The following is a 24,840-nucleotide window of genomic DNA, read 5'->3' on the forward strand; positions in this document are numbered from 1 at the left end:
TCAACCTAACTCAAAGTCATTTTATTCAGAAATTGGCTACGAAAAGTGGTAACTTCCTCGGCTTAGGTTTGTAAGGCACTGGGCCGTACCTGATAGCATTTACGTCATACACTCATTTCTAAGGAATCCTTTGAAGTTAACCCACTTTAAATACAAGACGCGCAAAGGCCCAGACTATCGACATGGCGATCAGGTGTCTTTTATGGACATTAAACAGACCTTCGGTATGGGCAGTATTCGTGTGGGCGCTTGGGTAACCAAAGAAGAGAAAGACTTGGCTGCGAACTTGATATTCGACTCTTTAGCGGACCTCGCTTATATCTTGGCTCTACCACCTGAAGCGATTGGTCTGCGCGGTACATTAGGTTTAGCGTTCGGCAGTGGAGGCAGAAAAGGTGTGCAAGCACACTATGCCCCAAACCAACGTGAACTAGCGCTCGCTAAAAACGCAGGTGCCGGTGCGCTCGCTCACGAGTTTTGGCATGCATTTGATCACTACATTGCTGAAAAAGCATTTGAGATTGGTGATACCTCAGGGCCGCGTAAACACATCTTGTTTGCTAGCGATTGTTGGTTACACGATAGAAAGGTGCGACCTCATCCATTAAACGAGAGTCTGATGTCGCTGTTCGATGCCACGCTACTTAGCGAGAATAACTTGGATAAACACGATTACGTTGCTCGAAGTGTCATCGCCGACAAAGCGACGTCTGCTCGTTACTTCTCGTTACCAACAGAGATGATGGCGCGCGCTTTTGAATCTGCGATTGAATCCTGCTCAGATATCGAAAACTCGTACCTAGTCGATGGTACAACCAAGCCGGATATGTTCCCCCTCTATCCAGATCTCACGCATAGAGAGGAAATCTACAACGCGATACAAGGGTACTTTGCACCGCTAGGCCGCTCTTTAAGTAAGTAGCGTTTTGAACAGCTAGATCAATAGGTGATCCAATCTTCAAAACTGTTTATAGTCGATACACTTCAACATACATGATTTAGAGGCTGTAATGATCCGTTGGCCATCTTTGGTAAAACTCGACGGCGATGATGAACTGATTTACGTCGCATCCGAGAACGATTTTCAGGCAGAATGCTCAGACATGATCTTGGGCGAAGATGATTACCTCATTGATTCTGAAGGTAAAAGCTACTCGCTACAATCCAGCTCAGACCAACTATTTATCACCAAACGACCTGAGCAATATTCGGTTGAAAACGTGACTAAACTGATTCGAAATCACGAGTTCCAAAAAGCTGAAGTATGCTTGATGAAAATTCACTTCCCAACGATTGAAGAAGCAATTCAGTCTTTGGCTTTTGAAGCTCGTTAGTATCGACTCGGAAAACCAATGCTTCAAATATCCCAAACAAAAACAGCGCCAATTTAGGCGCTGTTTTTCGTTGTTGTCTTGGTTATATCAAAGAAAGCTAAGTTAAATTAAGCGATAAAAATCTGTGCCAGTGCGTAGCCTAAGCAACATGCGCCTACTACACCGATTAAACCGACCGACATGAATGAGTGGTTGAAGTACCACTTACCAATCTTGGTAGTGCCAGAAACATCGAAGTTCACTGTTGCGATATCTGATGGGTAGTTCGGGATGAAGAAGTAACCGTAAACCGCTGGCATCAAACCGATTAGCAGTGCTGGGTCTAGTCCTAAACCAAGACCGACAGGCAACATCATACGTGCCGTTGCGGCTTGCGAGTTCACCACAACCGATACGATGAATAGCGCTAGTGCGAACGTCCATGGGTAGTTGGTTACCATTTCCACGATGCCCGATTTGAACTGAGGCATTGCGTATTGGAAGTAAGTATCCGACATCCAAGCGATACCGAAGATAGCGATCGCTGCCACCATACCTGATTTGAATACCACACCATTTGGCACATCACGTGGGTCGGTTTTGGTCGCCAGCAAGATGATACCGCCGAAACAGAGCATCATCATTTGGATGATCACCGACATCTTGATTGGCTTGTCGCCGTCTACGATGGTTCTGATCTCTGGCACCATCGCCACAATAACAATCACCACAATCGACAATAGGAAGATCAATACTGCATTACGCGCTGAGCTTGGAAGCACTTCATCCAAAGATGTCGCCGTCGTGTTTTCAATGCGCTTTTTCCACTCAGGATCTTTTAAGCGCTCTTGATAATCAGGATCGTCGTTCAGTTCTTTACCGCGTTTCAAGCTGTACAAAGAAAGTAACAGCGTACCGAACAAGGTTGCAGGCACCGTCACCAATAGAATCGAAAGCAAAGTGATAGAGTGTTGAATATCTGAAAGTTGCGCTAAGTAGTACACCACTGCCGCCGAGATTGGCGATGCGGTAATCGCAAGTTGAGAGGCAACAGAAGCTGCCGCCATTGGGCGCTCAGGACGAATCCCGTTCTTCAATGCCACATCACCGATGATAGGCATAATTGAATACACCGCGTGACCAGTGCCCAATAGGAAAGTCATCGAGTAAGTCACGAACGGAGCTATCAGGGTGACGCGTTTCGGGTTCTTTCTCAGCACCCTTTCCGCCACTTGCAGCATGTATTTTAAGCCACCAGCTGCTTCGAGGATCGAAGCACAGGTTACCACCGCGAGAATGATCAGCATTACGGTGACAGGTGGGGATGTTGGCGGCATCTTGAAGATAAAGACTTCAATTACCAAACCAATACCAGAAACAACCCCTAAACCAATACCGCCATACCGAGAACCGATATAGAGAACAACAAGTAAAAATAGAAACTCAAAATACAACATAATCAACCCTACTAAAAATGTGGAATATGGTTATTTTGTCTTTATGTTCAATGCGTTACTTATTGGTAGATCACACAATCATTGAGCGTTTTAATGGATTGTTTTTTATAAGATTAGGGTCACGATAACAGGCGATTAAGTATCTAAAATGTAATTTTTCACTAAAGTGAAACTCTAGGATTGTTATGCATTCTGATGTTCATTGTTTCTTTTAGAACGCCTGAATCTATAAAATTTAAATATCATAACTAAACGTTATCACCCATTCAGAAACCCATAACGGACTCCCCCTATTCTCCTCAATTTTTGTAATACAATTCTTGCCATTTTGACTTAACTCTAACTCGCCTATCCCCATACACTGTGTCAAAATACCCGCCCTTACGATGACAATACAGAAAGAACCACGAATATGAATTTTCAAGCTGCTATTTTTGATATGGATGGACTGCTGCTCGACACCGAGCGACTTTGTATGCAGGTTTTTGAAGAAGCATGTCACGCGCAAGGTGTTCCGTTTTTGCAAGATGTTTACCTAGGCATCATTGGTTGTAACGCAAAAACCATCGAACAGATTTTTCGAAATGGCTACGGTGAAAACCTAGACTACCCAGCACTGAATAATGAATGGCGCACCCGCTATAGTGCGATAGTTAAAAACCAAGCCATCCCAGTAAAAGATGGCGTGATTGAGCTGCTTGAATGGCTAAAGTCGAATGACATTCCAATCGCGGTGGCAACCTCAACTCAGCTAGATATCGCGAAGAAGAAGCTTGAGCTGGCTGGCCTAGATTCGTACTTCACCTCGTTAAGCACAGGCTGCGAAGTGACTCACGGCAAGCCTCATCCAGAGATCTACCTGCTAGCGGCAGAACGCTTAGGTGTTGCACCTGAAACCTGCCTAGCGTTTGAGGACTCGAACAACGGTATTCGTGCATCAATGGCAGCCAACATGATCAGTTTCCAGATCCCTGATTTAGTAGAGCCATGTGACGAAGTAAAAGCGCTTGGACACACCATCAGCCCTTCTCTACATGATGTGCTAGCACAGCTTCAACAAGCTGCAGCTTAGGCTCTCACTGCCGTTGATAATGCTTTTATCAACGTAGACAAGCCTCTCTATCAAGCCGACTCACAGAGTCGGTTTTTTTGTTGGTATAGTTTTTATAAAAGATAAAAACTCGCGCTTGAAACTGTTAAAGTCGATTGGGGATAAATGCTAAGTAATCAGCAAGATTGCTAGCGTCTAAATATGGAGACAGAGACGCGTGAAGGAAAAGTTTGAAGACCAACTGCTTGAGTTTGCACAACAAGAAATGACACAAGATGCAGCACACGACATCAGCCATATTAAGCGTGTTGTCAAAACCGCCAAAGCTTTGTGTGCTCAAGAACAAGCTAAGCTTGAAGTCGTGTTACCTGCAGCTTATCTTCATGATTGTTTCACCTTTCCCAAGAACCACCCAGACAGAGCCAAAAGCTCACAAATGGCGGCAGACAAGGCGATCTCTTTCCTCAAATCTATCGAGTATCCTGCGCCCTATCTCGACGAGATCCATCATGCGATTGTCACTCACAGTTACAGTGCCAACATCACACCAGAAACCTTGGAAGCACAGATTGTTCAAGATGCTGATCGCCTAGATTCTCTCGGTGCGATTGGCATTGCTCGCTGCCTATACGTTGGCCAAAGCTTTAACGCAGAGCTCTATAACCACGAAGACCCGTTCGCCAAGCTGCGTGACTTGGATGACAAGAATTACAGTGTCGACCATTTCTACGTGAAACTGTTCAAGCTGGCTGAAACCATGAATACAGAATCCGCCAAATTAGAAGCCAACAAGCGCACCGACTACATGCGCGGTTTTCTAGAACAGTTGGGCGCAGAAGTTTAACGGATTACAAAAGAGACACGCGATAAGGGAGAGAGAAGGATATGGAAATCAACCGCTTTAAAGCATCCGACGCCGAAGAGATCGTCACTTGGTTTACATCCCTAGAAGACTACGTTCTGTGGGGAGGGCGAACCTTTGGTTGGCCATTAGAAGCCGCCTCTATCATCGAACGCTCTCAAGAGCCACATGTCGAGTTATATACCTTCTCTGCACCTAAGTCATACTCTGAACCGAACGCCGATTCAAACACCAACTCAAACGCCAGGGACTTACTTGGCTTTATGGAATTTCAACGCATGTCAGACAATGAACTTCGCTTTTGCCGAGTTGCGATTCACCCAAACCAACGAGGCAAAGGGTTAGGACAATCGATGCTTGAAACGGCCTTAGAGGCGGCGAAAGAAATACCGAATGTCACCACCATCACCTTGGCCGTATTCAAACAAAACCACGGCGCAAAACGCTGCTACGACAAAGCGGGCTTTGAGGTTGTCGACAAAGAGCCGAGCGTGAAAGAGTTCAATGGTAAAATATGGCCCTTGTATCAGATGGAATTGAAACTCTCTTAGTTGGCTTTCATTTGATTTGAAGACAATGGCTTAAGCTCCTTTTCATATAGAAATTAGTCCCCATATCATAAAGAATCGCTTTAGTTTGGAACCTCCAATGACCCAAGAAAAATTCGACACTATTTATCAACGTGCGGCTCACCGTAAAGGTGGAGCGGCCGAGCTCGAAAAGATTGTTCGTGCACCTCTTTCCCAAGCCGAGCTATCACAGATCACCGACGACCGTTGGCTCGCTGCCTTTACCGAAAAGGTATTCCAATGTGGTATTTCATGGAATGTGGTGAGAAAGAAATGGCCGCAATTTGAAGAAGTGTTCTTTGAATTCAATATCGAAAAAATGCTAATGCTGCCGAATGAGATGTGGGAACAGAAAGCGCAAGATCCGCGCATTATTCGTCACCTGACTAAGGTGATGACCATCCCTGCCAATGCCACCATGATTCACAACGCCAAGCGTGAGGCCGATTCGTTCTCACAAATGGTTGCCGACTGGCCATCAGAACGCATCACAGAACTTTGGGATTATCTGAAGAAACACGGCAAGCGACTGGGCGGAAATACTGGTGCCTACACTCTGCGCCAAATGGGTAAAGACACCTTCATCTTGTCATCAGATGTTGAAGCACACCTACGCAGTACCGATGTGGTCGATAGCGGTCGTAACACCAAGCGAGCACAAGTCGCGGCGAGTAAGGCTTTCAACGAATGGCAGCAGCAATCAGGTCGTAGCCTGAGCGAAATCAGCCAGATCGTAGCGTACAGCTGTGGTGATAATCGCGTCTAGTTTTAGGGCGAATGACTTAAAGCTCTAGATTGCACACAGTTCCCTGCAAACTAAATGTTATAAGTCATTAACAAATAAGCGTGCATCGCACTTTCATCCAGTGGCATTGTATAGATAAATGTATACAATATAGAGTAATACTCATGAATTATTCTCGACCAAGCCAACTCGACTAAACAAGGGTCCTTATCTCTATGACAGTTCTCAAAAACTCTGTCTCCAAAGGTGTAAAAACGAAAGTAACAGGCCAGACTCAAGACGATGTTGTTTACTGCCATATCTTCGACGCGATACTAGAACAAAGGCTGCCACCAGCCACCAAATTAAGCGAAGAAGCACTCGCAGAAATCTTTGGCGTTAGCCGTACTATTATCCGCCGTGCCTTGCTGCGCCTTTCCTTAGAACAAGTTGTGGTGATCCGTCCTAACCGAGGTGCTGTGATTGCAGCCCCAACAGTAGACGAAGCCAAGCAGATATTTAAAGCACGTGAAGTGATGGAAATTGCTATCACTGAGCTAGCAGTTAAGAATGCAACCAAAGCCCAAATCGACGAGTGTAGAAAACTGGTCGCGAAAGAGAACTGCGCCTTTGACCAAGGTGACTATGGTTCTGGCTTACGTTTATCTGGTGAGTTCCACATCAAACTGGCTGAAATGGCTGAGAACGCGCCACTGCTGGCTTTCCAACGCAGCTTGGTATCGCAAACCTCTCTACTTATTGCCCAATACGAAACCGGTAGCCACTCGAACTGCTCTTTGGATGAGCATGAAGGATTGCTGGATGCGATAGAGTCCGGCGATGAAGAGCAAGCCGTTGACCTAATGCGAGAGCATTTAAGCCACATTCGCTCCAAGCTCAACCTAGACAGCAACACAGCTTCGAGCGATCTGCATGTGGTGTTCTCTGATCTGCTCAAGAGCAAGTCATAATCCTGCTAACTAAATAGCCAAATCTTTTGTTAACAACTTTTTGTTAACAAAACAGAAGAGAAGTAAGCCTCAGCGTTTACTTCTCTTTTTTATGCGTAAAGCCCTCCTCCATCGTTAGAAAATCACCACAACTTCCCCTGTTCGCCTTGTTATTACTTGCCTGAATGAGGCTATAGAACTGAATAACACCGATGCGCTCGCCTCCTTAAACTCCTACAATTTTTGTATACATAGATAAAAACACATTCACACCATTAAAGTTACCAAAAGACCGTCAACTCTTTATAAAACAAATAAATAGACAATGAAATAAATTGTACACAATTCAACGCGACAACTCATTGTTGCATTTTTGTAAATAAATAGTTGACCACAGGGTCAGGATGGATAATTATTGACCTAGAAGTCAAAAAGAATACACATGGAAATATGTCGATATACAAGGAGGTCTCTTGATTACTTTTTTGCTCAATCAGGAAATAAGACGTGAAGACAATCTGTCACCTAACATGACAGTGCTCAACTACCTTCGTACCAAAATAAATAAGACGGGTACCAAAGAAGGTTGTGGGTCGGGTGACTGTGGCGCATGTACGGTAGTTCTGGGTGAGGTGGTTGATGGACAACTGCAATACCGCTCGGTGAACTCTTGCCTAACGTTCGTTTCAGCGTTGCATGGCAAACAACTGATCACGGTAGAAGATCTGCAAAATCGAGATCGCTCATTGCACCCAGTGCAGAAGGCGGTGGTTGATTTTCACGGTTCACAGTGTGGTTATTGCACGCCGGGCTTCATCATGTCGATGTTTGCACTAGGCAAAAACAAACCCGATGCGAGCAAAGAAGACGTCATGGAATCACTGGCGGGTAACCTATGTCGCTGTACGGGCTACCGACCAATTGTTGATGCTGCGATGTCGCTTTCAACAGACCAACCTTTGATCGACCAATTCGCTGAACTTGAACGCAACACCATCAAGAAGCTAGAAAGTATTCAAGACACGGAGGCCAACTTACGCCTTGGTCACCTCACCGCTTTTTCCCCGAAAAGTACCGATGAGCTGGCCAAGCTTTTTCAAGCCCACCCGAACGCTAAGCTGGTTGCTGGCGGTACGGATTTAGCTCTGGAAGTGACGCAATTCCATCGTGAGATTGAAACACTAATCAGCGTAAACCTTGTTGAAGACATGAAGGTATGTGAAGAGACCGACACCAATTTAATCATTGGCGCTAACCTGCCTATCAGTGATTCTTACTCACTACTGAAAAAACACTACCCAGATTTTGGTGAACTGCTGCATCGCTTTGCTTCACTGCAAGTACGTAACCAAGGCACCATCGGCGGTAACGTTGCGAATGCCTCGCCTATCGGTGATACCCCTCCTCTGCTGATTGCCCTAAACGCGAAGATCAAACTTCGTTGTGGTGATGAGTCTCGCACCATGCCGATTGAAGATTACTTCATCAGCTACAAAGTGACGGCGCAAAAAGAGAGTGAATTCATTGAACAGATCATCATTCCTAAACCAACTAACGATAGCTTCCGAGCTTACAAACTGTCTAAACGTTTAGACGATGACATCTCTGCAGTGTGTGGTGCGTTTGATATTCAAATTGAAGACGGCAAGGTGTCTTACGCTCGTATCGCCTTTGGCGGTATGGCTGCAACACCTAAGCGCGCGGCGCGATGTGAAAATACGTTATTAGGCAAACCGTGGACAGACGCTAATATTAAGTTAGCAATGCAGGAACTGTATAACGACTTTGAGCCGCTCTCTGATTTCCGTGCAAGCCAAGAATACCGTTCATTGTCGGCGGCCAACATGCTACGTCGTTACTTCATTGAACAACAGAACAAAAACAACCAAATCGAAACAAGGGTAACGTCTTATGTCTAATTCAAACAAGCATGCGATGACCCACGAAGAGATGGTTACCATTGCAAAACAAGACCTAAAAACTGGCGTCGGTAAAAGCGTTAAACACGACAGTGCAGCCAAGCAAGTCACGGGCGAAGCGGTGTACATTGATGACCGCCTAGAGTTCCCAAATCAGCTGCATGTCTACGCACGCCTGAGCACTCAAGCACACGCCAACATCACCAAAATAGATTTATCACCGTGTTACGAATTTGAAGGCGTGGCAATTGCCATTCAAGCGAAAGACGTACCGGGTGAACTGGATATTGGTGCAATTCTTCCTGGTGACCCACTGCTTGCCGATGGCAAAGTAGAATATTACGGCCAACCTGTGATTGCCGTGGCTGCTAACGATTTAGAAACCGCGCGCAAAGCTGCACACGCTGCAATCATTGAATATGAAGAACTGCCTGCGATTCTTGACGTAAAAGAAGCGCTAGAGAAAGAACACTTCGTCACAGAGAGCCACACTCAACAACGTGGTGACTCGAAAGCCGCACTGGCAAAAGCGAAACACGTGATCTCTGGTGACCTAGAGATCGGCGGCCAAGAGCACTTCTACCTAGAAACTCAAATCAGTAGCGTGATGCCAACCGAAGACGGCGGCATGATCGTCTACACCTCGACCCAAAACCCGACCGAAGTTCAAAAACTGGTTGCGGAAGTGATTGGCGTACCAATGCACAAAGTCGTGATTGATATGCGTCGTATGGGTGGTGGTTTCGGTGGTAAAGAGACTCAAGCGGCCTCTCCAGCATGCATGGCTGCGGTTATTGCCCACCTTACAGGCCGACCTACCAAAATGCGTCTGCTGCGCAGTGAAGACATGCAGCAAACCGGTAAACGCCACCCGTTCTACAATCAATATACAGTCGGTTTCGACGACAATGGTGTGATTCAAGGTGCCGATATTACCGTTGCAGGTAACTGTGGCTACTCACCAGACTTATCAAGTTCTATCGTCGACCGCGCGATGTTCCACTCAGACAACGCTTATTATCTAGGCGATGCAACTGTGGTTGGTCATCGATGCAAAACCAATACAGCATCGAACACCGCTTACCGTGGCTTTGGTGGTCCGCAAGGCATGATGACCATTGAACACATTATGGACGAGATTGCGCGTTACCTGAAAAAAGATCCTTTGGAAGTACGTAAGGCGAACTACTACGGCGAAGAAGGCCGTAACGTGACCCATTACTACCAAACCGTTGAAGACAACTTTTTACCTGAGATAACCGAACAGCTTGAGCGCAGCAGTGACTATCACGCACGTCGTAAAGACATCGCTGAGTTCAACAAGCAGAGCCCTATCTTAAAGAAAGGCCTTGCGATCACACCAGTGAAATTCGGCATCTCGTTTACTGCGACTTTCTTGAACCAAGCAGGTGCGCTCATCCATATCTACACCGATGGCAGTATTCATTTGAATCACGGTGGTACGGAAATGGGGCAAGGCTTGAACATCAAAGTGGCACAAATCGTTGCACAGGAGTTCCAAGTCGATGTCGAACGTATCCAGATCACCGCTACAAACACAGACAAAGTTCCGAACACATCACCAACCGCAGCCTCATCGGGCGCCGACCTCAACGGTAAGGCCGCGCAAAACGCAGCAATAACCATTAAGCAGCGCCTGATCGACTTCGCTTCTTCGCACTTCAAAGTGTGGCCTGAAGAAGTGGTGTTTAAGAACGGCATGGTGCAGATCCGCAACGAAATCATGACCTTCAACTCATTTGTTGAACTGGCTTGGTTTAACCAAATCTCGCTATCGAGCACTGGTTTCTACCGCACTCCGAAGATCTACTACGATCACGAGAAAGCACGCGGTCGCCCGTTCTACTACTACGCGTATGGCGCATCTTGTTCAGAGGTTATCGTCGATACTCTAACCGGTGAAAACAAGATTCTACGTGTTGATATTTTGCATGACGTGGGCGCTTCATTGAACCCAGCGATTGATATCGGCCAAGTCGAAGGTGGCTTTGTGCAAGGTGTCGGTTGGTTAACCACAGAAGAGTTGGTATGGAACCAACAAGGTCGCTTAATGACTAATGGCCCTGCGAGTTACAAAATCCCTGCGATTGCTGATATGCCGATTGATTTCAGAACGCACCTTTTGGAAAACCGCAGCAACCCAGAAGACACAGTCTTCAACTCGAAAGCCGTGGGTGAACCACCTTTCATGTTGGGTATGTCGGTATGGAGCGCACTGAAAGACGCCATAAGCTATGTCGCTGTCGATGGCGCGATTCCTAAGCTCAACACACCTGCAACGCCAGAACGTATTCTGATGGCGATACAGGAAGTAACTGAAACGGCTCCGACTTCGGTCGATGCTCAATCAGAAACGGCTTAAGACTCATGTAGATCGTTTAGGGCTCATATCGATCGTTTAGAGCGCGATAAATAGCTTAGGAAGCATAAAAAGGGATTTAGGAGGACATATGTTTAAGGATAATTGGATTCACGAACTGGCAAAACTGGAAGAGAACTACGAACCGTGTGTGATGGTGACGGTTCTTGAAGACAGAGGTTCCGTTCCACGTGATGCGGGTACCAAAATGCTTGTCACTCGTGACCGAATCATCGCTACGATTGGTGGTGGTCACCTTGAACATGTGGCCACTAAAATGGCTCGCGAGATGCTGATTGCCAGCGAAAAATCACTCAAGGTAGAACGCTTCAACCTAGGCGCTCGTTTAGGTCAATGTTGTGGCGGGATGGCAACATTAAGCTTTGAACCCATTGGTACTCAACAGAACCATCTCGTGCTGTTTGGTGCTGGCCATGTGGCCAAGGCGCTGCTGCACATTGTCGCGACCCTACCCTTCCGTGTGACCTGGATTGATGAACGTGAAGAAGTGTTCCCTGACACGCTTCCTCACGGTGTAAAAAAGCTAGTCACAGACGATCCGGTTGGCGAAGTGAAACACATGCCACCGAACAGCTACTACCTAGTAATGACCCACAACCACCAGCTTGATTTCGATTTAACGAAAGCCATTATCGACCGTGAAGACAGCCGTTACTTCGGCATGATCGGCTCGCTGACCAAGCGTAAGAAGTTTGACTTCCGCCTAGAGCAACGTGGCTACAACCAAGAGCAAATTGAAACAATGGTTTGCCCGATTGGCATTAGTGCCGTGAATGGCAAACATCCGGCCGAAATTGCGGTATCGGTTGCGGGTGAACTGATCGCACACTATCAAGGCCAAGCGCTTGAACAAAAGCGCCCAACCAAACAATATCAAAATCAGGATTTGACCGATCAACACAGTCAATCAAGCGATGTAGGCGAACCTCCTTTGGAAGAGAAGATCGCCTAATACAAGTCGCAAAGCTTCGGTAGCCATAACGTTACTGAAGTCATTAAAAGGAAGTAAACATGACAACGCAACGCAAAGCTTATCGCGCCAGTATTTTACACAGCGTAGCCGACCCAAAAGACGTCGGTATCGATGAGTCTTACGACTATTTTGAAGACGGTGTTTTAGTAGTTGAGAATGGCCACATCGTCGATTTGGGTCATGCCGATGACGTATTGGCGCGTCAACCTAAAACACTCGAAGTAAAAGAATACAAAGACAAACTGATCACCTCTGGTTTTATTGATACGCACATCCACTACCCTCAAACGGGGATGATCGCGTCTTACGGTGAGCAGCTTCTTGATTGGTTGGAGAATTACACCTTCCCAGAAGAAAAACGTTTCAAAAACCCAGTCTACGCACACAAAGTGGCAAAGCTATTTCTAGACGAACTGGCGAGCAACGGTACCACAACAGCTCTTGTATTCGGCACCGTACACAAAGAGTCAGTGAACGTGTTCTTTGAAGAAGCTGAGAAACGTAACCTACGTATGATCGCAGGTAAGGTTTTAATGGATCGCAATGCACCCGATTACCTCACCGACACTCCAGAATCTGGCTATGAAGATTCAAAAGAACTCATCGAGAAATGGCATAACCGAGGTCGCCTACACTACGCAGTAACACCACGTTTTGCACCAACCAGTACGCCAGAACAGTTGGCGACGGTTGGGAAATTACTCGAAGAGTATCCAGACGTATACATGCACACCCACCTTTCTGAAAACAAGAAAGAGATCGACTGGGTTCTAGAATTGTTCCCAGAACGCGACAGCTATTTAGATGTGTATGACCACTATGGTTTGCTGCATAAACGATCTGTATTCGCACACGGTATTCACCTATCAGACTGTGAATGCAAACGCCTAGCGGATACCGATTCTGCAATCGCCTTCTGCCCTACTTCCAACCTGTTTTTAGGCTCTGGCTTATTCAAGCTACCAAAAATGGAAGAGCACGGTATTCGTGTTGGAATGGGGACAGACGTTGGCGCTGGGACCAGCTTCTCGATTCTGCAAACCATGAGCGAAGCGTACAAAATCATGCAGCTTCAACAAGAGAAACTTCACCCTGCTAAATCGCTGTTCTTGGCAACGTTAGGTGGCGCACGTTCTCTGCATTTAGAAGATAAAATCGGTAACTTGGAAGTGGGAAAAGAAGCGGATTTCGTGGTACTGGATCTGCATGCGACACAACTGATGCGCTTTAGAATGGAACAAGCGACCAAGCTTGAAGAAAAACTGTTTGTACTGATGAGCTTGGGTGACGACAGAACCGTCAGCGAGACTTACATCTACGGTGAGAAAGCCTACGACGTCAACTTCAAAGATTACAAGAAACTTGTTAGCTAGCGCGCTAACAACGAACACATGCTAGATAACCTTTGTTGTTAAAGAACCCGTCCAGATTCGCCTAGCTTAAAAGACCAGTTGCTAATGCCACTGGTCTTTTTTTGTCCCTAATTCAAAGAAATACAAATTATTACTCGTGGTGTGCTCAACACCCATGACGCAGCCAAGTTATGTTGGTACGTTAGACGGTGGTAGACCAAATATTGTCCGTTTAAAACTATTATCCGCTCAAAACAACACACGCTTAGAAAGGAATTCTATGTTCGAACAGGTCGTTAGCATTCTGTTTCCCGTTTTTGCACTCGCCAGTGCTGGCTTTGCAGTTGGTCGTTGGCTTAAGCCCGATTTCAAGCCAATCAATCGCATTAACATGGATGTCTGTATTCCTGCTTTGGTGTTTGCATCACTGACCACCATGCCACTCGACACCGAACAACTGCCGCTGATTTCAGCCTCTTTGGTTGCGGTGTTAGTGCCCGCACTGCTGATGATTCCGATCTGTAAGCTCTTTAAGCTCAATTTCAAAGCTTGGGCTCCCCCACACATGTTTCGCAATAGCGGCAACCTTGCGATTCCCCTATTCACGTATACCTTTGGCGAAAGTGCATTAGCCCCAGCGGTATTACTGTTTGTGGTGTCAGCATGTGTTCATATCAGTGTAGGCTTAGCGTTATTAAGCGAAGGTAACCCGATCAAGCAGATCTTCAAGATGCCAATATTCTTGGCTGCTTTATTAGCAATGACATTGAATTTGTCCGGTATTACAGTGTGGAATCCTATCTACGAAGCCACATCGCTGCTTGGGCAAGCTGCTGTTCCCATCATGCTGCTGTCGCTGGGGTCACAAATGGTCAACTTGAGGCTGAGCGGTCTGAAAGTCGGCTTGTTATGTACAGCGCAATCTCTGTTCACTGGAGCGATCGCTTTTACGATCATCTACTTCTTCATTCCTCTACCCACTCTACACTTGCAGATGATGGTGCTGTTCACCATGCTGCCACCCGCAGTCATGAATTACCTGTTTGCAGAAAGGTTCAACGTAGAGCCACCCAAGGTCGCCTCTATGGTGTTGTTCGGCAACTTCTTAAGCGTGGTAACGCTGCCGATACTGCTATCTTTTGCCTTGTCGATATCAAGTTGAAATCCAGGATTTATCTTACGATCAAAGCAAAAAAGTGGGAGCACGCCTCTCTAAAAGTGGATGACAAAAATCGAACTCTACCGTTCAGTTTTCCATTCAAGGCCTTACTCCCCTGAACAAAGCAGCGAAAGTGTGCAACGAAAAAATATTCTTACTTTGACTTTATTCCCATCGAACTTCATCTTCCTGAGATAACAATATATATACGCATCACTCCACTGCTCTTAGTCTTTATAAGTCATATGAAAATTAAAAATTTAATACCTCTACTGCTATGTACCTTCTCTCACCAAGCATTGTCTGCTGCAAATTTCACTACCGATTTTGTAGAGCTTGGGATTCAAACAAAGCCAAATGGTATTAGTTTGGAAGGGGGGAGAGATATCAATGACAGCCTTGCGCTTCTGGGTGGGGTAAGCTCAAATGCCGATCTCGATGAAGACAACTATGACGTTTATATCGGGCCTCAAGTTTACGGGCCTATCAACCAAGCCATCGATCTCAATACTCAACTATTGCTTCACTACAACAAAGGATCTTACGCTCCAGGGAAAAGCAAAACCTTTATTGAATTCAACGCTGGGCTTCGAGCCTGGATTACCCAACGAGTAGAGGCAAATGTCATGGTAGGTGCAAATGGAGAGCATTCGATCTTTACGTTTGGCGCGAGATTCCATGCAACGGATAAAGCCGCATTCTCGATATCTTCTAAGAATAACGGGATTTATGGGCCTCAATTACAACTTGGTGTTAGATACAATTTTAGTTAACTGACTGTAAGTAAATGTTCTTAAAAGCAAAGTAGCCATTTGATGAGACATCTTGTATTCAACATACTTAGCGCAGCAAAAATTAACATCAGAAGGGCTAGGCGCCGATGAATTACTGAAACTGCGTTCAGAGTACATCGCGAATCAACAGCGAGCATCAGAAACAGTGACTCAAGACTTTGACGGTAAGAAGGTGCGTATACCTGGGTTCCTCGTTCCAATTGCTTTCTCAGCGCCCCTCGTCGCTACCGAATTCTTGTTAGTTCCTACTGCTGGAGCATGTATACATATGCCACCACCACCAGCCAACCAAATTGTCAGAGTCTCTTACCCTGAAGGCTACAAAGTAGAAACCGTTCAGTATCCAGTTTGGGTCGAAGGTGTGATTTCATCAAAACTGACCACAGACAATGTGTATCTTGTCGATGGCGATACCGATGTGACCATGGGGTACGATATGAATGCTTCGTTGGTTGTAAATTACCACTAACTAAAACGGCGTAAACCACGAAGTGCCAATGCGAGCTTTGGTTTGACCGACAACTCATAACCTATAACAAAAAGAGCCTCATCGAGGCTCTTTTTAACATCCAATCAATTCCAAACCACACTGTGGTTCTCCGCCAAATTAGACACAATCCAAACTAGCTTGATGGTTCGAAGACCAACGTATTGTCATGTCCGATGATCGTCAACTGTTCACCCGCATCGTCGTAAGCCACCGTAACGCTCTCTTCGAACGTATCAAAAATCAGATTCTCTTGAATCGCTTGAGTTCCACTACAGCCCATTCTTGTGCTGGCAATTGGTGTGAACGCCAAATAGCCTTGTTCAAATGTCGTCACTTGGGTAACGAAGTGGTTACAGCCCGTACGACCATAAATATTATCTCGTGCTATTTGTATTGATGCTTGGTGCGTCGGTTGCTCACCATTAACACGAATAAGATTCCAAGGCCCCATAACAGCCTGATGCATGGACGATAACTCACGAGATGTTTCTATTTCTTGCGCTTGAACGACTGTTCCTAACACTCCAGAAAATAACAACACACTAAGCGATAAAATTACTTTTTTCATTATTCTTTCCATTACTTATAATTACCAACGCGTGAATTTAATTGAGACTGCTTCACCCATTCCTAGCCCTAGTCCGCCAGCTTTAAGGTCAAAAATCTCGCCAGCTTCTCGGTCCCAAATTTTCACCTCATGGTAAAACAAGCCGCTGAAGTAGTGCCCCTTATTATCGAGTAATTCGATCTGTTCTCCCTTCTCAAGCTTATCGAAGAATCGCTCATCAATATAAGATGAACCAGAGAAAACAGGGATTGTTGTAATACCAGCGAAGCGCATCACTAGCTCACCATAATCACCAACAGCACAGGCAATCACAATACCTGCACCGCCACAGGTCGTGACACGATATTGCCAGCCAGAATCGGTAGTAAAAGCACGCTTGATCGTTCCTCGCCCTAATACACCATCTATTTGAATATGCACTTCTTCCGGCAATGTCGTGCCTTTAATTTCAAACATATGAGGTTGAGAGTTACGGAAGTAAGGTATCGACATACCTTGACTAACAAATCGCTTAGTTGGTGTGATAACTTTGATTCTTAACCTATCACCATCAGTGTAACCAATGAGATTAGACAGGGAGCTCGGGTCATTCATATCAAGCTGTTCAATATCAATCCAAGCACCTTTATTAATTGAATAAAAGGCTTTCATCTCTTCGCTGCCACTTTCTCCAGACATGTCCAAGCTATTCTTGATAAATAGCGTTGAACTTAGCACCGAGTTAGAAAACAGCAAGGTTAATAATAGAAATGTAAGTTTAATTTTCTCCAGCATATACTGACCTTAATATTTAATAAGTATTTTAGCTGGCAGAATATTATGTATAAAAAACAAACAAAACAACACATGATAAAATAATATATTAGAATCAAGTTGGGGCGCATACTTTTTTACGGTTTATAATAATATAACTATCATACTTTAGAACTAGAAATATAACATTTAACAAGTTCAGTAAGAAAAAAACCAATGAACACAAAAGTCTATAAATTAGGGGACGGTAATATTAGCCACATAATAATTTAAACTGAGTTACGTATGGTTATTTATCAAATAATAAAATGACTAACACGGAAAAGAAAACGAGAGGCTTCCTCGTCAAAGAAAGCTATACCCACTGAATCTAAACGGTAGTTTACCCAAGCTTGTCTAGTTTAAGCTCCGCTGTCACCTTAGTAAGGCGCAGGGCTATCGCAAAGCAAACTAAATAAGGGCTTACATACCAAAAGAGACTTTCTAGTGGCTGCTTCACCTGTGCCTCTCTGGTCTTAATATACTGGTTTTTCTGTTTTTCATACTGGTTCAGCATACCACTCACCCACACAGCATCACTTTCTACTAATGAAACACTAGGCGCAGGAACCGTAAAATCAGCCGCATTTGGCAATAGAGTGAAATCCACATCTTTAAACGTCATCGCGGTGTTCAAATACCACAAACACGCTTCATGGTGCTGCCCATAATTGTCTAATGATGGTTGTCCATTGCAGACATCACTTCTTAACTTATCCAAAGAAAACTGCTGTACCGACTCCAAAATCGCCACCGCTCTGGTTTGTTCTGTCTCGACCCAATCACCTGCGACTTTGGCACGAATTTCAGACACAGCACCGAGCATTCCAATACCCGCCAGTAGCGGCCACAAATAGTCCATCCGTTTCCATTTTCGTCGGCTCAAGTTGAACCCACACCAAAGAGGAAGGTGTAAAAGGAGCGTTAGCCCCAGTGATAGCAAAACGAAATTCAAAGAGCTAGAGAGCATGAGTTCGCTATCAAAGAAGTTCTTCATAATGAGTTACTTGCTGTTAAACAAGGAGTGATTTGATACTAAGAGTGATATTAGAAAAGAGTGTAAGAGGAAAGTAAAAACAGCACAGAGAATTGGAGTTAGTGCTGTTTATTTGAACATATCAGGCATTAGCAGCATATCTGAGGAATCAAGCTTTAGCTTTTAATTAAATGCTTTTCCATCGGGATACAGTCGAGGCTGATACCTCTAGGAGAATGATAAGTGGAAAGCTCATCACCAATAAAGCCACACGAACGATAAAACGCTGCTGCATTCAGAGTCGATTCTAGTTTCATTAGAGGCAAGTTGTGTTGATTCGCTAGCCCCTCTAAGAATTGCAACATCATTTTAGCTGCACCTTTACCGTAAAAATCAGGGTCTACGAAAATCGCATCAACCATACCCGTTTGGGTATTGATCTTACCGCTACCAATCACTTGGCCATCCACTTCGGAAACGTAAAAGGTTGCTCCCACGTCAGCAATAAATGCCTCTGACATCTCGCCCGGCGTCCATAGTGAAAGCTGTTCTTCCGAGTAATAAGCGGAACACTGGTCAAGGATGGCACGACTGCGAATATCAAAAATATCCTTGGCATCAGATCTAGCTGCTTTCCTTATATTAATCATAATTAACCTCCAAAAATTAATAGATAGTGTTTGCTAACTGATAAAAAACTAGTCGATAGCTAATGTAGGAGAACGTTGCGCTTTAGCTGACATAAAATAGAAGCCAACCGCACTAGCAAGGGAAATTAAAACCACACTTAGCCAAGTAAAGGTGTAACCATAATCATCAATAAAATAGCCAATGACAACAAAGCTCGGCATAACAAAAAGCATTCTTAATGTAATCAACACACCTTGAATACGCCCGCGATGGCTCGACGGTGAGTTGTTTGCTAGGTATACCCCTTCTTTTGTTAAAAGGAGAACCTCGCCTGCAGAAAGAAATAACCAAGCAAAGAAATGAACAGGAATGGTTGGATATAACATCACCAGCATGTAACCAAATGCAAACATCAAACCAGCATAAGCAAGGCTAACTGTCTCTAGTTTCTTTGAGGTTAACCTCATTAAAATGGGTGTGATCAGCACCACTAAAACACAAGCGTAAGTCATTAGTTGCCCAAAAATGACAGGACCTTGCTCTCCGAACACGTGGCTCAAGTACAGTGGGCTCGCCATTGTCATTTGATTCAATGAGTACCACAGCAATCCGCATAGAAAAGTGAATAGTAAAAGCCTTGGCCTTGCTCGTAGAACGGACCAAACAGAGCCTGAGACCGGCTGTTCGAGCTCGCTATCGTTGGCCGATTCTATTCCAGTTTGCACTCTCACAAACGTAGCAACAATAACAACACAGCAAAGAGCAGCCACCCCGTTACCAAAGAATATCCACTCAGTATGATTCCAAAACAGGTAACCAGCCATGATAGGACCAAGGGCTGAACCAAAATTGTACGCTAAATAACTGAGCGAAATAACTGCATCACGATTTTTAGGTGTGGAAAGATCAGCAACTAAAGCATTGCTCGCGGGCAGAGCTAAACCACCAAAGAAATAGGCTGACAACAACAGCGTAGGCACGATGACAGGATCATCAGCGAAAAAACCACAAACAATCAACAAGACTGCAGAGGTAAACTCGCCAAAAACCATGATTCGTTTATGTCCCAATCTATCCGATAGCCTCCCACCTAAAAAGCTCCCGAAGAGGTATCCTCCCGTGCCCGCCATTGCTAAGGTGCCAGCTACCGTTGCAGAGTATCCCAACTTGTCAGTAAAAAGTAAGACAAGGAATGGCAGAATGAAGTTACCCATCCCTAAAATCATTCTAGCCACAGCTAAATAATAAATATTGTTTGGTAAGTTCCTGTACATTGCAGTGGCAGAGAATAGCTGATTGATCATAATATCCTTAAAGTAACATCAAGTTTTTGGTAACTGTGTTTTATTCGATGGTGCTGAAATCGAGGTTTCTAGGCACGGCAACACTCACCACCTGAGTGCCTGCAATTAAGTCATGCAAACAGCGTCTGTCTTTACGTAAAGCAAACAGGTAATCAAGAGTCGATATATACTGACCAACAACAGGAATATAGACAAAGATACTCATCGGTAAGATTCGTTTGATCACTATGTTGAATAAACCTAGTTGTTTGCCATCCATATCAACAATTGCAATTTCCATTACATTTTTACCGATCGTTTGTCCCTTATTTTGCAGTAAGTAGCCGTGACACAAGAGAAACATCACCCAGCCATAAACAAACACCATGATTTGTTCGTGTAGATCTATCGTTCCGTTAGAAGCAGCTCGATCGAACAAGTCGGTATACAAAACAACTGGAATCATAGCAGCCGCGTAAATGAGGCCATCAATAAAAAGCGCCCAAAAGCGAGACCATCGAGATGCGAGAACTACTGTGGGTGTATTTTCTATGACTTCAGACATGCCCTTTCCTAAGGTAGTGTTGATTATTGATGTAGAGAGTGCGATTTCAGATAACTAAAGCTTCATTTATTGATAAAAAACGTAGAAATAGGTATGAAAAACACTTTGTTTTCAATAAATAAAGCCGCTTTATAAAATCAAATGAAACATATCATGCACAAATGTCACAATAGGTATTCAATGCAGTTTATGTGAGTTTCATTGCATAAAATAAAGATAGAGATGTAATGATAAATTGGAAGGACGCTTACGAAGGTAAAACTTGGAAGTAAGAGGTGGAGACTTAACACGCTGTATAAATGCATTTTTCACTAAGTAGTGATACCAAAAATGAAGACTATCGCGTCTACTCTCGCCCCAACACAGACTCAATAAAAGCTGACTTCTTTTTACGATATTTGTCTTGTGGCCAACCTTCACAAGACATTTTGAGTGTATTGTATTTTTCGACTAAATCGGCGCTTGCCCTCAGCCTGTCGCGAAACGTTAGAAAGCACTCAAACTCAGAACCATTGGCGACCAGTTGCAATGCCACATCATCAGAGGATATGGATTCCAGCATGCACAGTTCTGTTGTTCTTAGCGTATCGAGCTTCTCTTTGAAGCCGAGTGCTGTGAGTCGCTCTGCGGCATCCTCAAGCTCGTTGAGCTCAACACCCACGAAGATATCTAAATCGCCCTTAGATAAAGCTAACGGAATGGATGATGCACCTACATGCTCTACTCTCGCGGTAGGGAGTAGCTTCTTGATATCACGCTCGTATCGTTCAAACATCTCACGGCAAGCAGCTTGGTATTGTTCTGCTGGGTAAAATTGCATGCATCCTCACTATTCAATTAGCACTAGTACATTAAAGGCTGTTAAACACACCAATTGCCAAAAGAAACAACAATAGAATGATAGCCCCGATATTGGACACTCGATCCCGCTCTTTTTCGTCAGGCGTAAACGAAGGAAAACGCCCTAAAGTGAACACCTTAGATACAACCCATCCCACGCCGAAGCATATGATGTCCATAATGAAGAACTGGAAAAGCATGCGAAAGAACGCACCAACGAACCTAAAGAATGTGAGTACTATATCTTCCATTTTCTTTCCTAACGAACGTCAATTTTGAATAAAAATGCCATGGGTATAGGTTCAGATCAAGTCGCTTATACGGAACTATCTACGAAATAGCGATTGAAAGAAGGCTTCATTCGACCTTCGATTGAGAAAGAGCGGTAAAAAGTTCAATCGGATATGAAGCCTAAAGTATTGTACCCACTTAAATTGACTCGCAATTTGAAAGTAAGAAATTGATTTAAAATATAAGTTCAATATAACAACAAGATAAGCTCAATAATAAATGGCACTCCCTTTGCAAACCATATTGTGATGACCGAAACACTCTGAGAAAAACAACGAGCAAAAAGGGGAAAAGTCACATGGAGAATAGAATTCCATCTCTCGATGGGTTGCGTGCTGCATCTATATTGCTAGTCTGTTTAGGGCACTTGTGCGGTACAGTTAACTTTCCCCAAATATTTATGCCACTCAATAGCTTGGGTAACTTCGGCGTAAAAGTATTTTTTGTTATATCAGGGTTCCTAATTACAACGCTATTGCTTAGTGAACTTAAGCTAACCAATAAGATAAATCTTCCCCAATTCTTCATCCGGCGCATGTTCCGTTTATTCCCTGCTTTTTATTTCTACATTCTTTGTATCGCAATCGCAGAATACGTTGGCATCATCTCTTTGCTACCGGGCGACCTATTCCACGCTGTCACCTACACAATGAATTATCACCACGAGCGCGAATGGTGGCTCAATCACACCTGGTCACTTGCGGTCGAAGAGCAATTCTACCTACTGTGGCCACTTTTACTCACGACACTGGGACGACAACACGCTAAGTCATTGCTCCTATTAGCGGTTTTATTTATCCCCTGTATTCGCTATTGGATGTGGTTTGAAGCCGGTAGTTCCCCCTCAGCGATGACCCGAGAGTTTCAGGCAATTGCAGATGCACTAGCCATGGGCTGTATTATTGCCTACATGAAAGAGGCTGGGTTCACACTCCCCAGTTGTTTTAGTTCTAGGTGGTTCATAGTCGTGCCTGTGGCGATGATTTTAGTTCCCAGCGCACTCTATAAATTGAGCCCAGCTTGGTTCTACGTACTTGGCCAAACATTAATCAACGTTTGTGCTGCACTTATGATTCTTCGCTATAGCCAGTTTAATCACGGCCTGAGCTTCACTATCCTAAATAGTAAACTTGCTGTGTGGCTAGGTGTATTAAGTTACTCGCTGTATCTGTGGCAAGAACCTTTCTTAAATTCTTGGACTCGTGAGTGGTATGCCACTTGGCCTATCAACATTGTTCTCGTATTCATATGCGCGCTCATTTCATACTTCTTGATTGAACGACCTGGACTTAAATTAAGGAAGAAACTCGCAGCAAGACGTAAGAAGGTGGAGACGGTAAACGGACGTAAATCCAAGGTGTAAGATCTAATCCCCTTCGCAACAACTATAGCTTCTCGAAGCGCCTGTCAGATATCCAAAATCAAAAAGCCCCGGTTATAGGAACCGGGGAAACAGGGTGGGATGAGTTTGGCGCGTGCCCGTAAGACCAAACTCTCCCCAAGCCTCACCTAAGACTCATGCTCTTAGGTAAAGGATTCTGAGTACTGTTATTGAAAAGTACGGTTATTGAATCGTAGCACCTTGTTCTACCCAAGTGCCGATGAGTGCTCGCTCTTCGTCGGTCATTTGAGTCATGTTACCAAGAGGCATCACCTGAGTTGTTACGGTTTGAGCAACGATCCTAGGTACATTAGCTTTGATCTCTTCTGGCGTATCAAGCATGACACCTGCTGGCGCGGCAGCAAAAGCGGCATGGCTAGGCGTTGCAGAGTGACACACTGAACAGCGCTCTTGAATGACCTTGTTGATGGTTTCAAAGCTGACACCTGCACTCGCAGGTTGCGTTGCGTGTGCTGGAGCTTGTTGAGCATCAGTCGTTGCAGAAGGCGTACTATTCACAGCAAGTTCTTCTGGAGACGATTCGGTCGTGCTAACTTGCACTTCTTGTACCACTGGTGCTTGCACTACCGGGGTCATCTGTTTTTTCGCGTAAGGTGAGGTAACAAACGCGAGAGTAATCATACCCAATGCCGCTACTGGCACTGTCCATGCGAACTTCTGACTGCCATGACGGGTATTGAAGTAGTGACGTACCAATATACTGAAGATTGCCAGGCCAGCAAGGATCAACCAGTTGTATTCCGAGCCGTAAGTGCTTGGGAAGTGGTTACTGATCATGATGAACAGCACTGGCAGTGTCATGTAGTTATTGTGACGAGAGCGCAGTAGACCTTTCGCAGGTAGTGCCGGATCCGGTTCGCGTTTCTCTTCAATCGCTTTCACCAAGTTACGCTGCGCAGGCATGATAACGCGGAATACGTTACCCACCATGATGGTACCGATAATGGCACCCACGTGGATATAAGCACCACGGCCACTGAACACTTGGGTTAGGCCATAGGTCGCAGCAACGAGCAGCACAAACAGCACAACGCCAAGCAACACCGGGGTTTTTCCTAATGGCGAGTCACACAGTAAGTCGTAGATAAACCAACCAGCAACGAATGAACCAATACCAATCGCGATTGCCGTTGTTGAATCAAGGCCAGAGCCCGGTGCAATCAGGTAGATTTCTGCGTTGAGGTAATAAACGACACCCAGTAGACACACGCCTGTGATCCATGTGAAGTAAGCTTCCCACTTGAACCAGTGTAGGTGCTCTGGCATTTCTGGTGGCGCAAGTTTGTACTTCTCTAGGTGATAAATACCACCGCCGTGAATCGCCCATAAGTCGCCTGAAAGGCCAGTTTTAGGGTTAACTCGGTTAAGGTTGTTCTCTAACCAAACAAAGTAAAATGATGCGCCTATCCACGCAACACCAACAATCATGTGAATCCAGCGAATCGCTAAATTCAACCACTCTGTAATATGCGGATCCAT

Annotated in this window: 25 protein-coding genes; 15 read left to right on the forward strand and 10 right to left on the reverse strand. The window is 44.8% G+C overall.

Annotation, left to right across the window (positions count from 1 at the left end):
• The first annotated feature begins 130 nt into the window (after positions 1–130).
• Positions 131–922, forward strand: a complete 792-nt coding sequence (locus tag F0232_RS16285) for a CLCA_X family protein (RefSeq protein ID WP_105058780.1) — start codon at positions 131–133, stop codon at positions 920–922.
• Between the two features lie 88 nt (positions 923–1,010).
• Complete coding sequence (locus tag F0232_RS16290) at positions 1,011–1,334, forward strand: DUF4144 domain-containing protein (RefSeq protein ID WP_105058779.1); 324 nt, start codon at positions 1,011–1,013, stop codon at positions 1,332–1,334.
• Positions 1,335–1,441: 107 nt separating this feature from the next.
• On the opposite strand, the gene F0232_RS16295 is transcribed toward F0232_RS16290, so the two are convergent.
• Positions 1,442–2,770: an anaerobic C4-dicarboxylate transporter gene (locus F0232_RS16295; RefSeq protein WP_017630706.1), complete on the reverse strand. Its 1,329-nt coding sequence runs from the start codon at positions 2,768–2,770 to the stop codon at positions 1,442–1,444.
• Positions 2,771–3,182: 412 nt separating this feature from the next.
• Between F0232_RS16295 and F0232_RS16300 the strand changes: the two genes are divergently transcribed.
• The 12 genes from F0232_RS16300 (at position 3,183) to F0232_RS16355 (ending at position 15,993) form a co-directional block, all read left to right on the forward strand.
• Complete coding sequence (locus F0232_RS16300) at positions 3,183–3,842, forward strand: HAD family phosphatase (protein WP_008221043.1); 660 nt, start codon at positions 3,183–3,185, stop codon at positions 3,840–3,842.
• 196 nt (positions 3,843–4,038) lie between these two features.
• On the forward strand, positions 4,039–4,665 hold the full coding sequence (locus F0232_RS16305; RefSeq protein WP_105058778.1) for an HD domain-containing protein: 627 nt from the start codon (positions 4,039–4,041) through the stop codon (positions 4,663–4,665).
• Between the two features lie 41 nt (positions 4,666–4,706).
• Positions 4,707–5,234: a GNAT family N-acetyltransferase gene (locus F0232_RS16310; protein WP_105058777.1), complete on the forward strand. Its 528-nt coding sequence runs from the start codon at positions 4,707–4,709 to the stop codon at positions 5,232–5,234.
• A gap of 97 nt (positions 5,235–5,331) precedes the next feature.
• A complete protein-coding gene (locus tag F0232_RS16315) occupies positions 5,332–6,018 on the forward strand; it encodes a DNA-3-methyladenine glycosylase I (RefSeq protein WP_017101307.1) in 687 nt (228 codons plus the stop codon).
• 194 nt (positions 6,019–6,212) lie between these two features.
• Complete coding sequence (locus F0232_RS16320) at positions 6,213–6,947, forward strand: GntR family transcriptional regulator (protein ID WP_048611788.1); 735 nt, start codon at positions 6,213–6,215, stop codon at positions 6,945–6,947.
• A 452-nt stretch (positions 6,948–7,399) separates the two neighbouring features.
• On the forward strand, positions 7,400–8,845 hold the full coding sequence (xdhA, locus tag F0232_RS16325) for a xanthine dehydrogenase small subunit (RefSeq protein WP_105058776.1): 1,446 nt from the start codon (positions 7,400–7,402) through the stop codon (positions 8,843–8,845).
• On the forward strand, positions 8,838–11,228 hold the full coding sequence (gene xdhB / locus F0232_RS16330) for a xanthine dehydrogenase molybdopterin binding subunit (RefSeq protein ID WP_105058775.1): 2,391 nt from the start codon (positions 8,838–8,840) through the stop codon (positions 11,226–11,228). Before xdhA ends, xdhB begins: the two co-directional genes overlap by 8 nt.
• Before the next feature lie 88 nt (positions 11,229–11,316).
• Positions 11,317–12,198: a xanthine dehydrogenase accessory protein XdhC gene (gene xdhC, locus F0232_RS16335; RefSeq protein ID WP_061033023.1), complete on the forward strand. Its 882-nt coding sequence runs from the start codon at positions 11,317–11,319 to the stop codon at positions 12,196–12,198.
• A gap of 59 nt (positions 12,199–12,257) precedes the next feature.
• Entirely contained in the window at positions 12,258–13,592 is a 1,335-nt protein-coding gene (gene guaD / locus F0232_RS16340; protein WP_061033022.1) for a guanine deaminase, read from the forward strand.
• 259 nt (positions 13,593–13,851) lie between these two features.
• Positions 13,852–14,733 (forward strand): AEC family transporter, encoded by an 882-nt coding sequence (locus F0232_RS16345; RefSeq protein ID WP_061033021.1) that lies wholly within the window; start codon positions 13,852–13,854, stop codon positions 14,731–14,733.
• 242 nt (positions 14,734–14,975) lie between these two features.
• The gene (locus F0232_RS16350) at positions 14,976–15,503 is read left to right on the forward strand and encodes a hypothetical protein (protein WP_061033020.1); all 528 of its coding nucleotides are present in this window, start codon (positions 14,976–14,978) and stop codon (positions 15,501–15,503) included.
• A gap of 52 nt (positions 15,504–15,555) precedes the next feature.
• Positions 15,556–15,993: a DUF3299 domain-containing protein gene (locus tag F0232_RS16355; protein ID WP_219846968.1), complete on the forward strand. Its 438-nt coding sequence runs from the start codon at positions 15,556–15,558 to the stop codon at positions 15,991–15,993.
• Positions 15,994–16,147: 154 nt separating this feature from the next.
• Here F0232_RS16355 and F0232_RS16360 read toward each other — a convergent pair whose 3' ends face one another.
• The 8 genes from F0232_RS16360 to F0232_RS16395 all read right to left on the reverse strand — a co-directional run bounded on the left by F0232_RS16360 (position 16,148) and on the right by F0232_RS16395 (position 21,919).
• On the reverse strand, positions 16,148–16,582 hold the full coding sequence (locus tag F0232_RS16360) for an META domain-containing protein (protein ID WP_061033019.1): 435 nt from the start codon (positions 16,580–16,582) through the stop codon (positions 16,148–16,150).
• A 21-nt stretch (positions 16,583–16,603) separates the two neighbouring features.
• The gene (locus F0232_RS16365; RefSeq protein ID WP_239940652.1) at positions 16,604–17,260 is read right to left on the reverse strand and encodes a hypothetical protein; all 657 of its coding nucleotides are present in this window, start codon (positions 17,258–17,260) and stop codon (positions 16,604–16,606) included.
• Between the two features lie 457 nt (positions 17,261–17,717).
• Positions 17,718–18,371, reverse strand: a complete 654-nt coding sequence (locus F0232_RS16370; RefSeq protein ID WP_102425831.1) for a hypothetical protein — start codon at positions 18,369–18,371, stop codon at positions 17,718–17,720.
• Between the two features lie 155 nt (positions 18,372–18,526).
• A complete protein-coding gene (locus tag F0232_RS16375; protein WP_105058774.1) occupies positions 18,527–19,000 on the reverse strand; it encodes a GNAT family N-acetyltransferase in 474 nt (157 codons plus the stop codon).
• A 48-nt stretch (positions 19,001–19,048) separates the two neighbouring features.
• A complete protein-coding gene (locus tag F0232_RS16380) occupies positions 19,049–20,284 on the reverse strand; it encodes an MFS transporter (RefSeq protein WP_116871016.1) in 1,236 nt (411 codons plus the stop codon).
• A 40-nt stretch (positions 20,285–20,324) separates the two neighbouring features.
• Positions 20,325–20,828: an RDD family protein gene (locus F0232_RS16385; protein WP_105058773.1), complete on the reverse strand. Its 504-nt coding sequence runs from the start codon at positions 20,826–20,828 to the stop codon at positions 20,325–20,327.
• A gap of 346 nt (positions 20,829–21,174) precedes the next feature.
• Positions 21,175–21,648 (reverse strand): GrpB family protein, encoded by a 474-nt coding sequence (locus F0232_RS16390; RefSeq protein WP_105058772.1) that lies wholly within the window; start codon positions 21,646–21,648, stop codon positions 21,175–21,177.
• A gap of 31 nt (positions 21,649–21,679) precedes the next feature.
• Positions 21,680–21,919, reverse strand: coding sequence for a hypothetical protein (locus tag F0232_RS16395; RefSeq protein ID WP_105058771.1), 240 nt, complete (start codon positions 21,917–21,919; stop codon positions 21,680–21,682).
• 338 nt (positions 21,920–22,257) lie between these two features.
• On the opposite strand from F0232_RS16395, the gene F0232_RS16400 reads away from it, so the two are divergent.
• Entirely contained in the window at positions 22,258–23,322 is a 1,065-nt protein-coding gene (locus tag F0232_RS16400; RefSeq protein ID WP_061033013.1) for an acyltransferase, read from the forward strand.
• 201 nt (positions 23,323–23,523) lie between these two features.
• On the opposite strand, the gene F0232_RS16405 is transcribed toward F0232_RS16400, so the two are convergent.
• Complete coding sequence (locus F0232_RS16405) at positions 23,524–24,840, reverse strand: urate hydroxylase PuuD (protein ID WP_061033012.1); 1,317 nt, start codon at positions 24,838–24,840, stop codon at positions 23,524–23,526.

Origin of the sequence: Vibrio sp. T3Y01 (genome assembly GCF_013114525.1) — a bacterium.
Classification (GTDB): Bacteria; Pseudomonadota; Gammaproteobacteria; order Enterobacterales; family Vibrionaceae; genus Vibrio; species Vibrio chagasii_B.

Coding starts and splice junctions, on each gene's coding strand:
- F0232_RS16400 (WP_061033013.1), top strand. CDS start 22,258: ATGGAGAATAGAATTCCATCTCTCGATGGGTTGCGTGCTGCATCTATA.
- F0232_RS16320 (WP_048611788.1), top strand. CDS start 6,213: ATGACAGTTCTCAAAAACTCTGTCTCCAAAGGTGTAAAAACGAAAGTA.
- F0232_RS16395 (WP_105058771.1), bottom strand. CDS start 21,919: ATGGAAGATATAGTACTCACATTCTTTAGGTTCGTTGGTGCGTTCTTT.
- F0232_RS16290 (WP_105058779.1), top strand. CDS start 1,011: ATGATCCGTTGGCCATCTTTGGTAAAACTCGACGGCGATGATGAACTG.
- F0232_RS16295 (WP_017630706.1), bottom strand. CDS start 2,770: ATGTTGTATTTTGAGTTTCTATTTTTACTTGTTGTTCTCTATATCGGT.
- F0232_RS16385 (WP_105058773.1), bottom strand. CDS start 20,828: ATGTCTGAAGTCATAGAAAATACACCCACAGTAGTTCTCGCATCTCGA.
- xdhB (WP_105058775.1), top strand. CDS start 8,838: ATGTCTAATTCAAACAAGCATGCGATGACCCACGAAGAGATGGTTACC.
- F0232_RS16345 (WP_061033021.1), top strand. CDS start 13,852: ATGTTCGAACAGGTCGTTAGCATTCTGTTTCCCGTTTTTGCACTCGCC.
- F0232_RS16350 (WP_061033020.1), top strand. CDS start 14,976: ATGAAAATTAAAAATTTAATACCTCTACTGCTATGTACCTTCTCTCAC.
- guaD (WP_061033022.1), top strand. CDS start 12,258: ATGACAACGCAACGCAAAGCTTATCGCGCCAGTATTTTACACAGCGTA.
- F0232_RS16315 (WP_017101307.1), top strand. CDS start 5,332: ATGACCCAAGAAAAATTCGACACTATTTATCAACGTGCGGCTCACCGT.
- F0232_RS16390 (WP_105058772.1), bottom strand. CDS start 21,648: ATGCAATTTTACCCAGCAGAACAATACCAAGCTGCTTGCCGTGAGATG.
- xdhC (WP_061033023.1), top strand. CDS start 11,317: ATGTTTAAGGATAATTGGATTCACGAACTGGCAAAACTGGAAGAGAAC.
- F0232_RS16370 (WP_102425831.1), bottom strand. CDS start 18,371: ATGAAGAACTTCTTTGATAGCGAACTCATGCTCTCTAGCTCTTTGAAT.
- F0232_RS16405 (WP_061033012.1), bottom strand. CDS start 24,840: ATGGATCCGCATATTACAGAGTGGTTGAATTTAGCGATTCGCTGGATT.
- F0232_RS16380 (WP_116871016.1), bottom strand. CDS start 20,284: ATGATCAATCAGCTATTCTCTGCCACTGCAATGTACAGGAACTTACCA.
- F0232_RS16310 (WP_105058777.1), top strand. CDS start 4,707: ATGGAAATCAACCGCTTTAAAGCATCCGACGCCGAAGAGATCGTCACT.
- F0232_RS16360 (WP_061033019.1), bottom strand. CDS start 16,582: ATGAAAAAAGTAATTTTATCGCTTAGTGTGTTGTTATTTTCTGGAGTG.
- F0232_RS16365 (WP_239940652.1), bottom strand. CDS start 17,260: ATGTCTGGAGAAAGTGGCAGCGAAGAGATGAAAGCCTTTTATTCAATT.
- F0232_RS16375 (WP_105058774.1), bottom strand. CDS start 19,000: ATGATTAATATAAGGAAAGCAGCTAGATCTGATGCCAAGGATATTTTT.
- F0232_RS16300 (WP_008221043.1), top strand. CDS start 3,183: ATGAATTTTCAAGCTGCTATTTTTGATATGGATGGACTGCTGCTCGAC.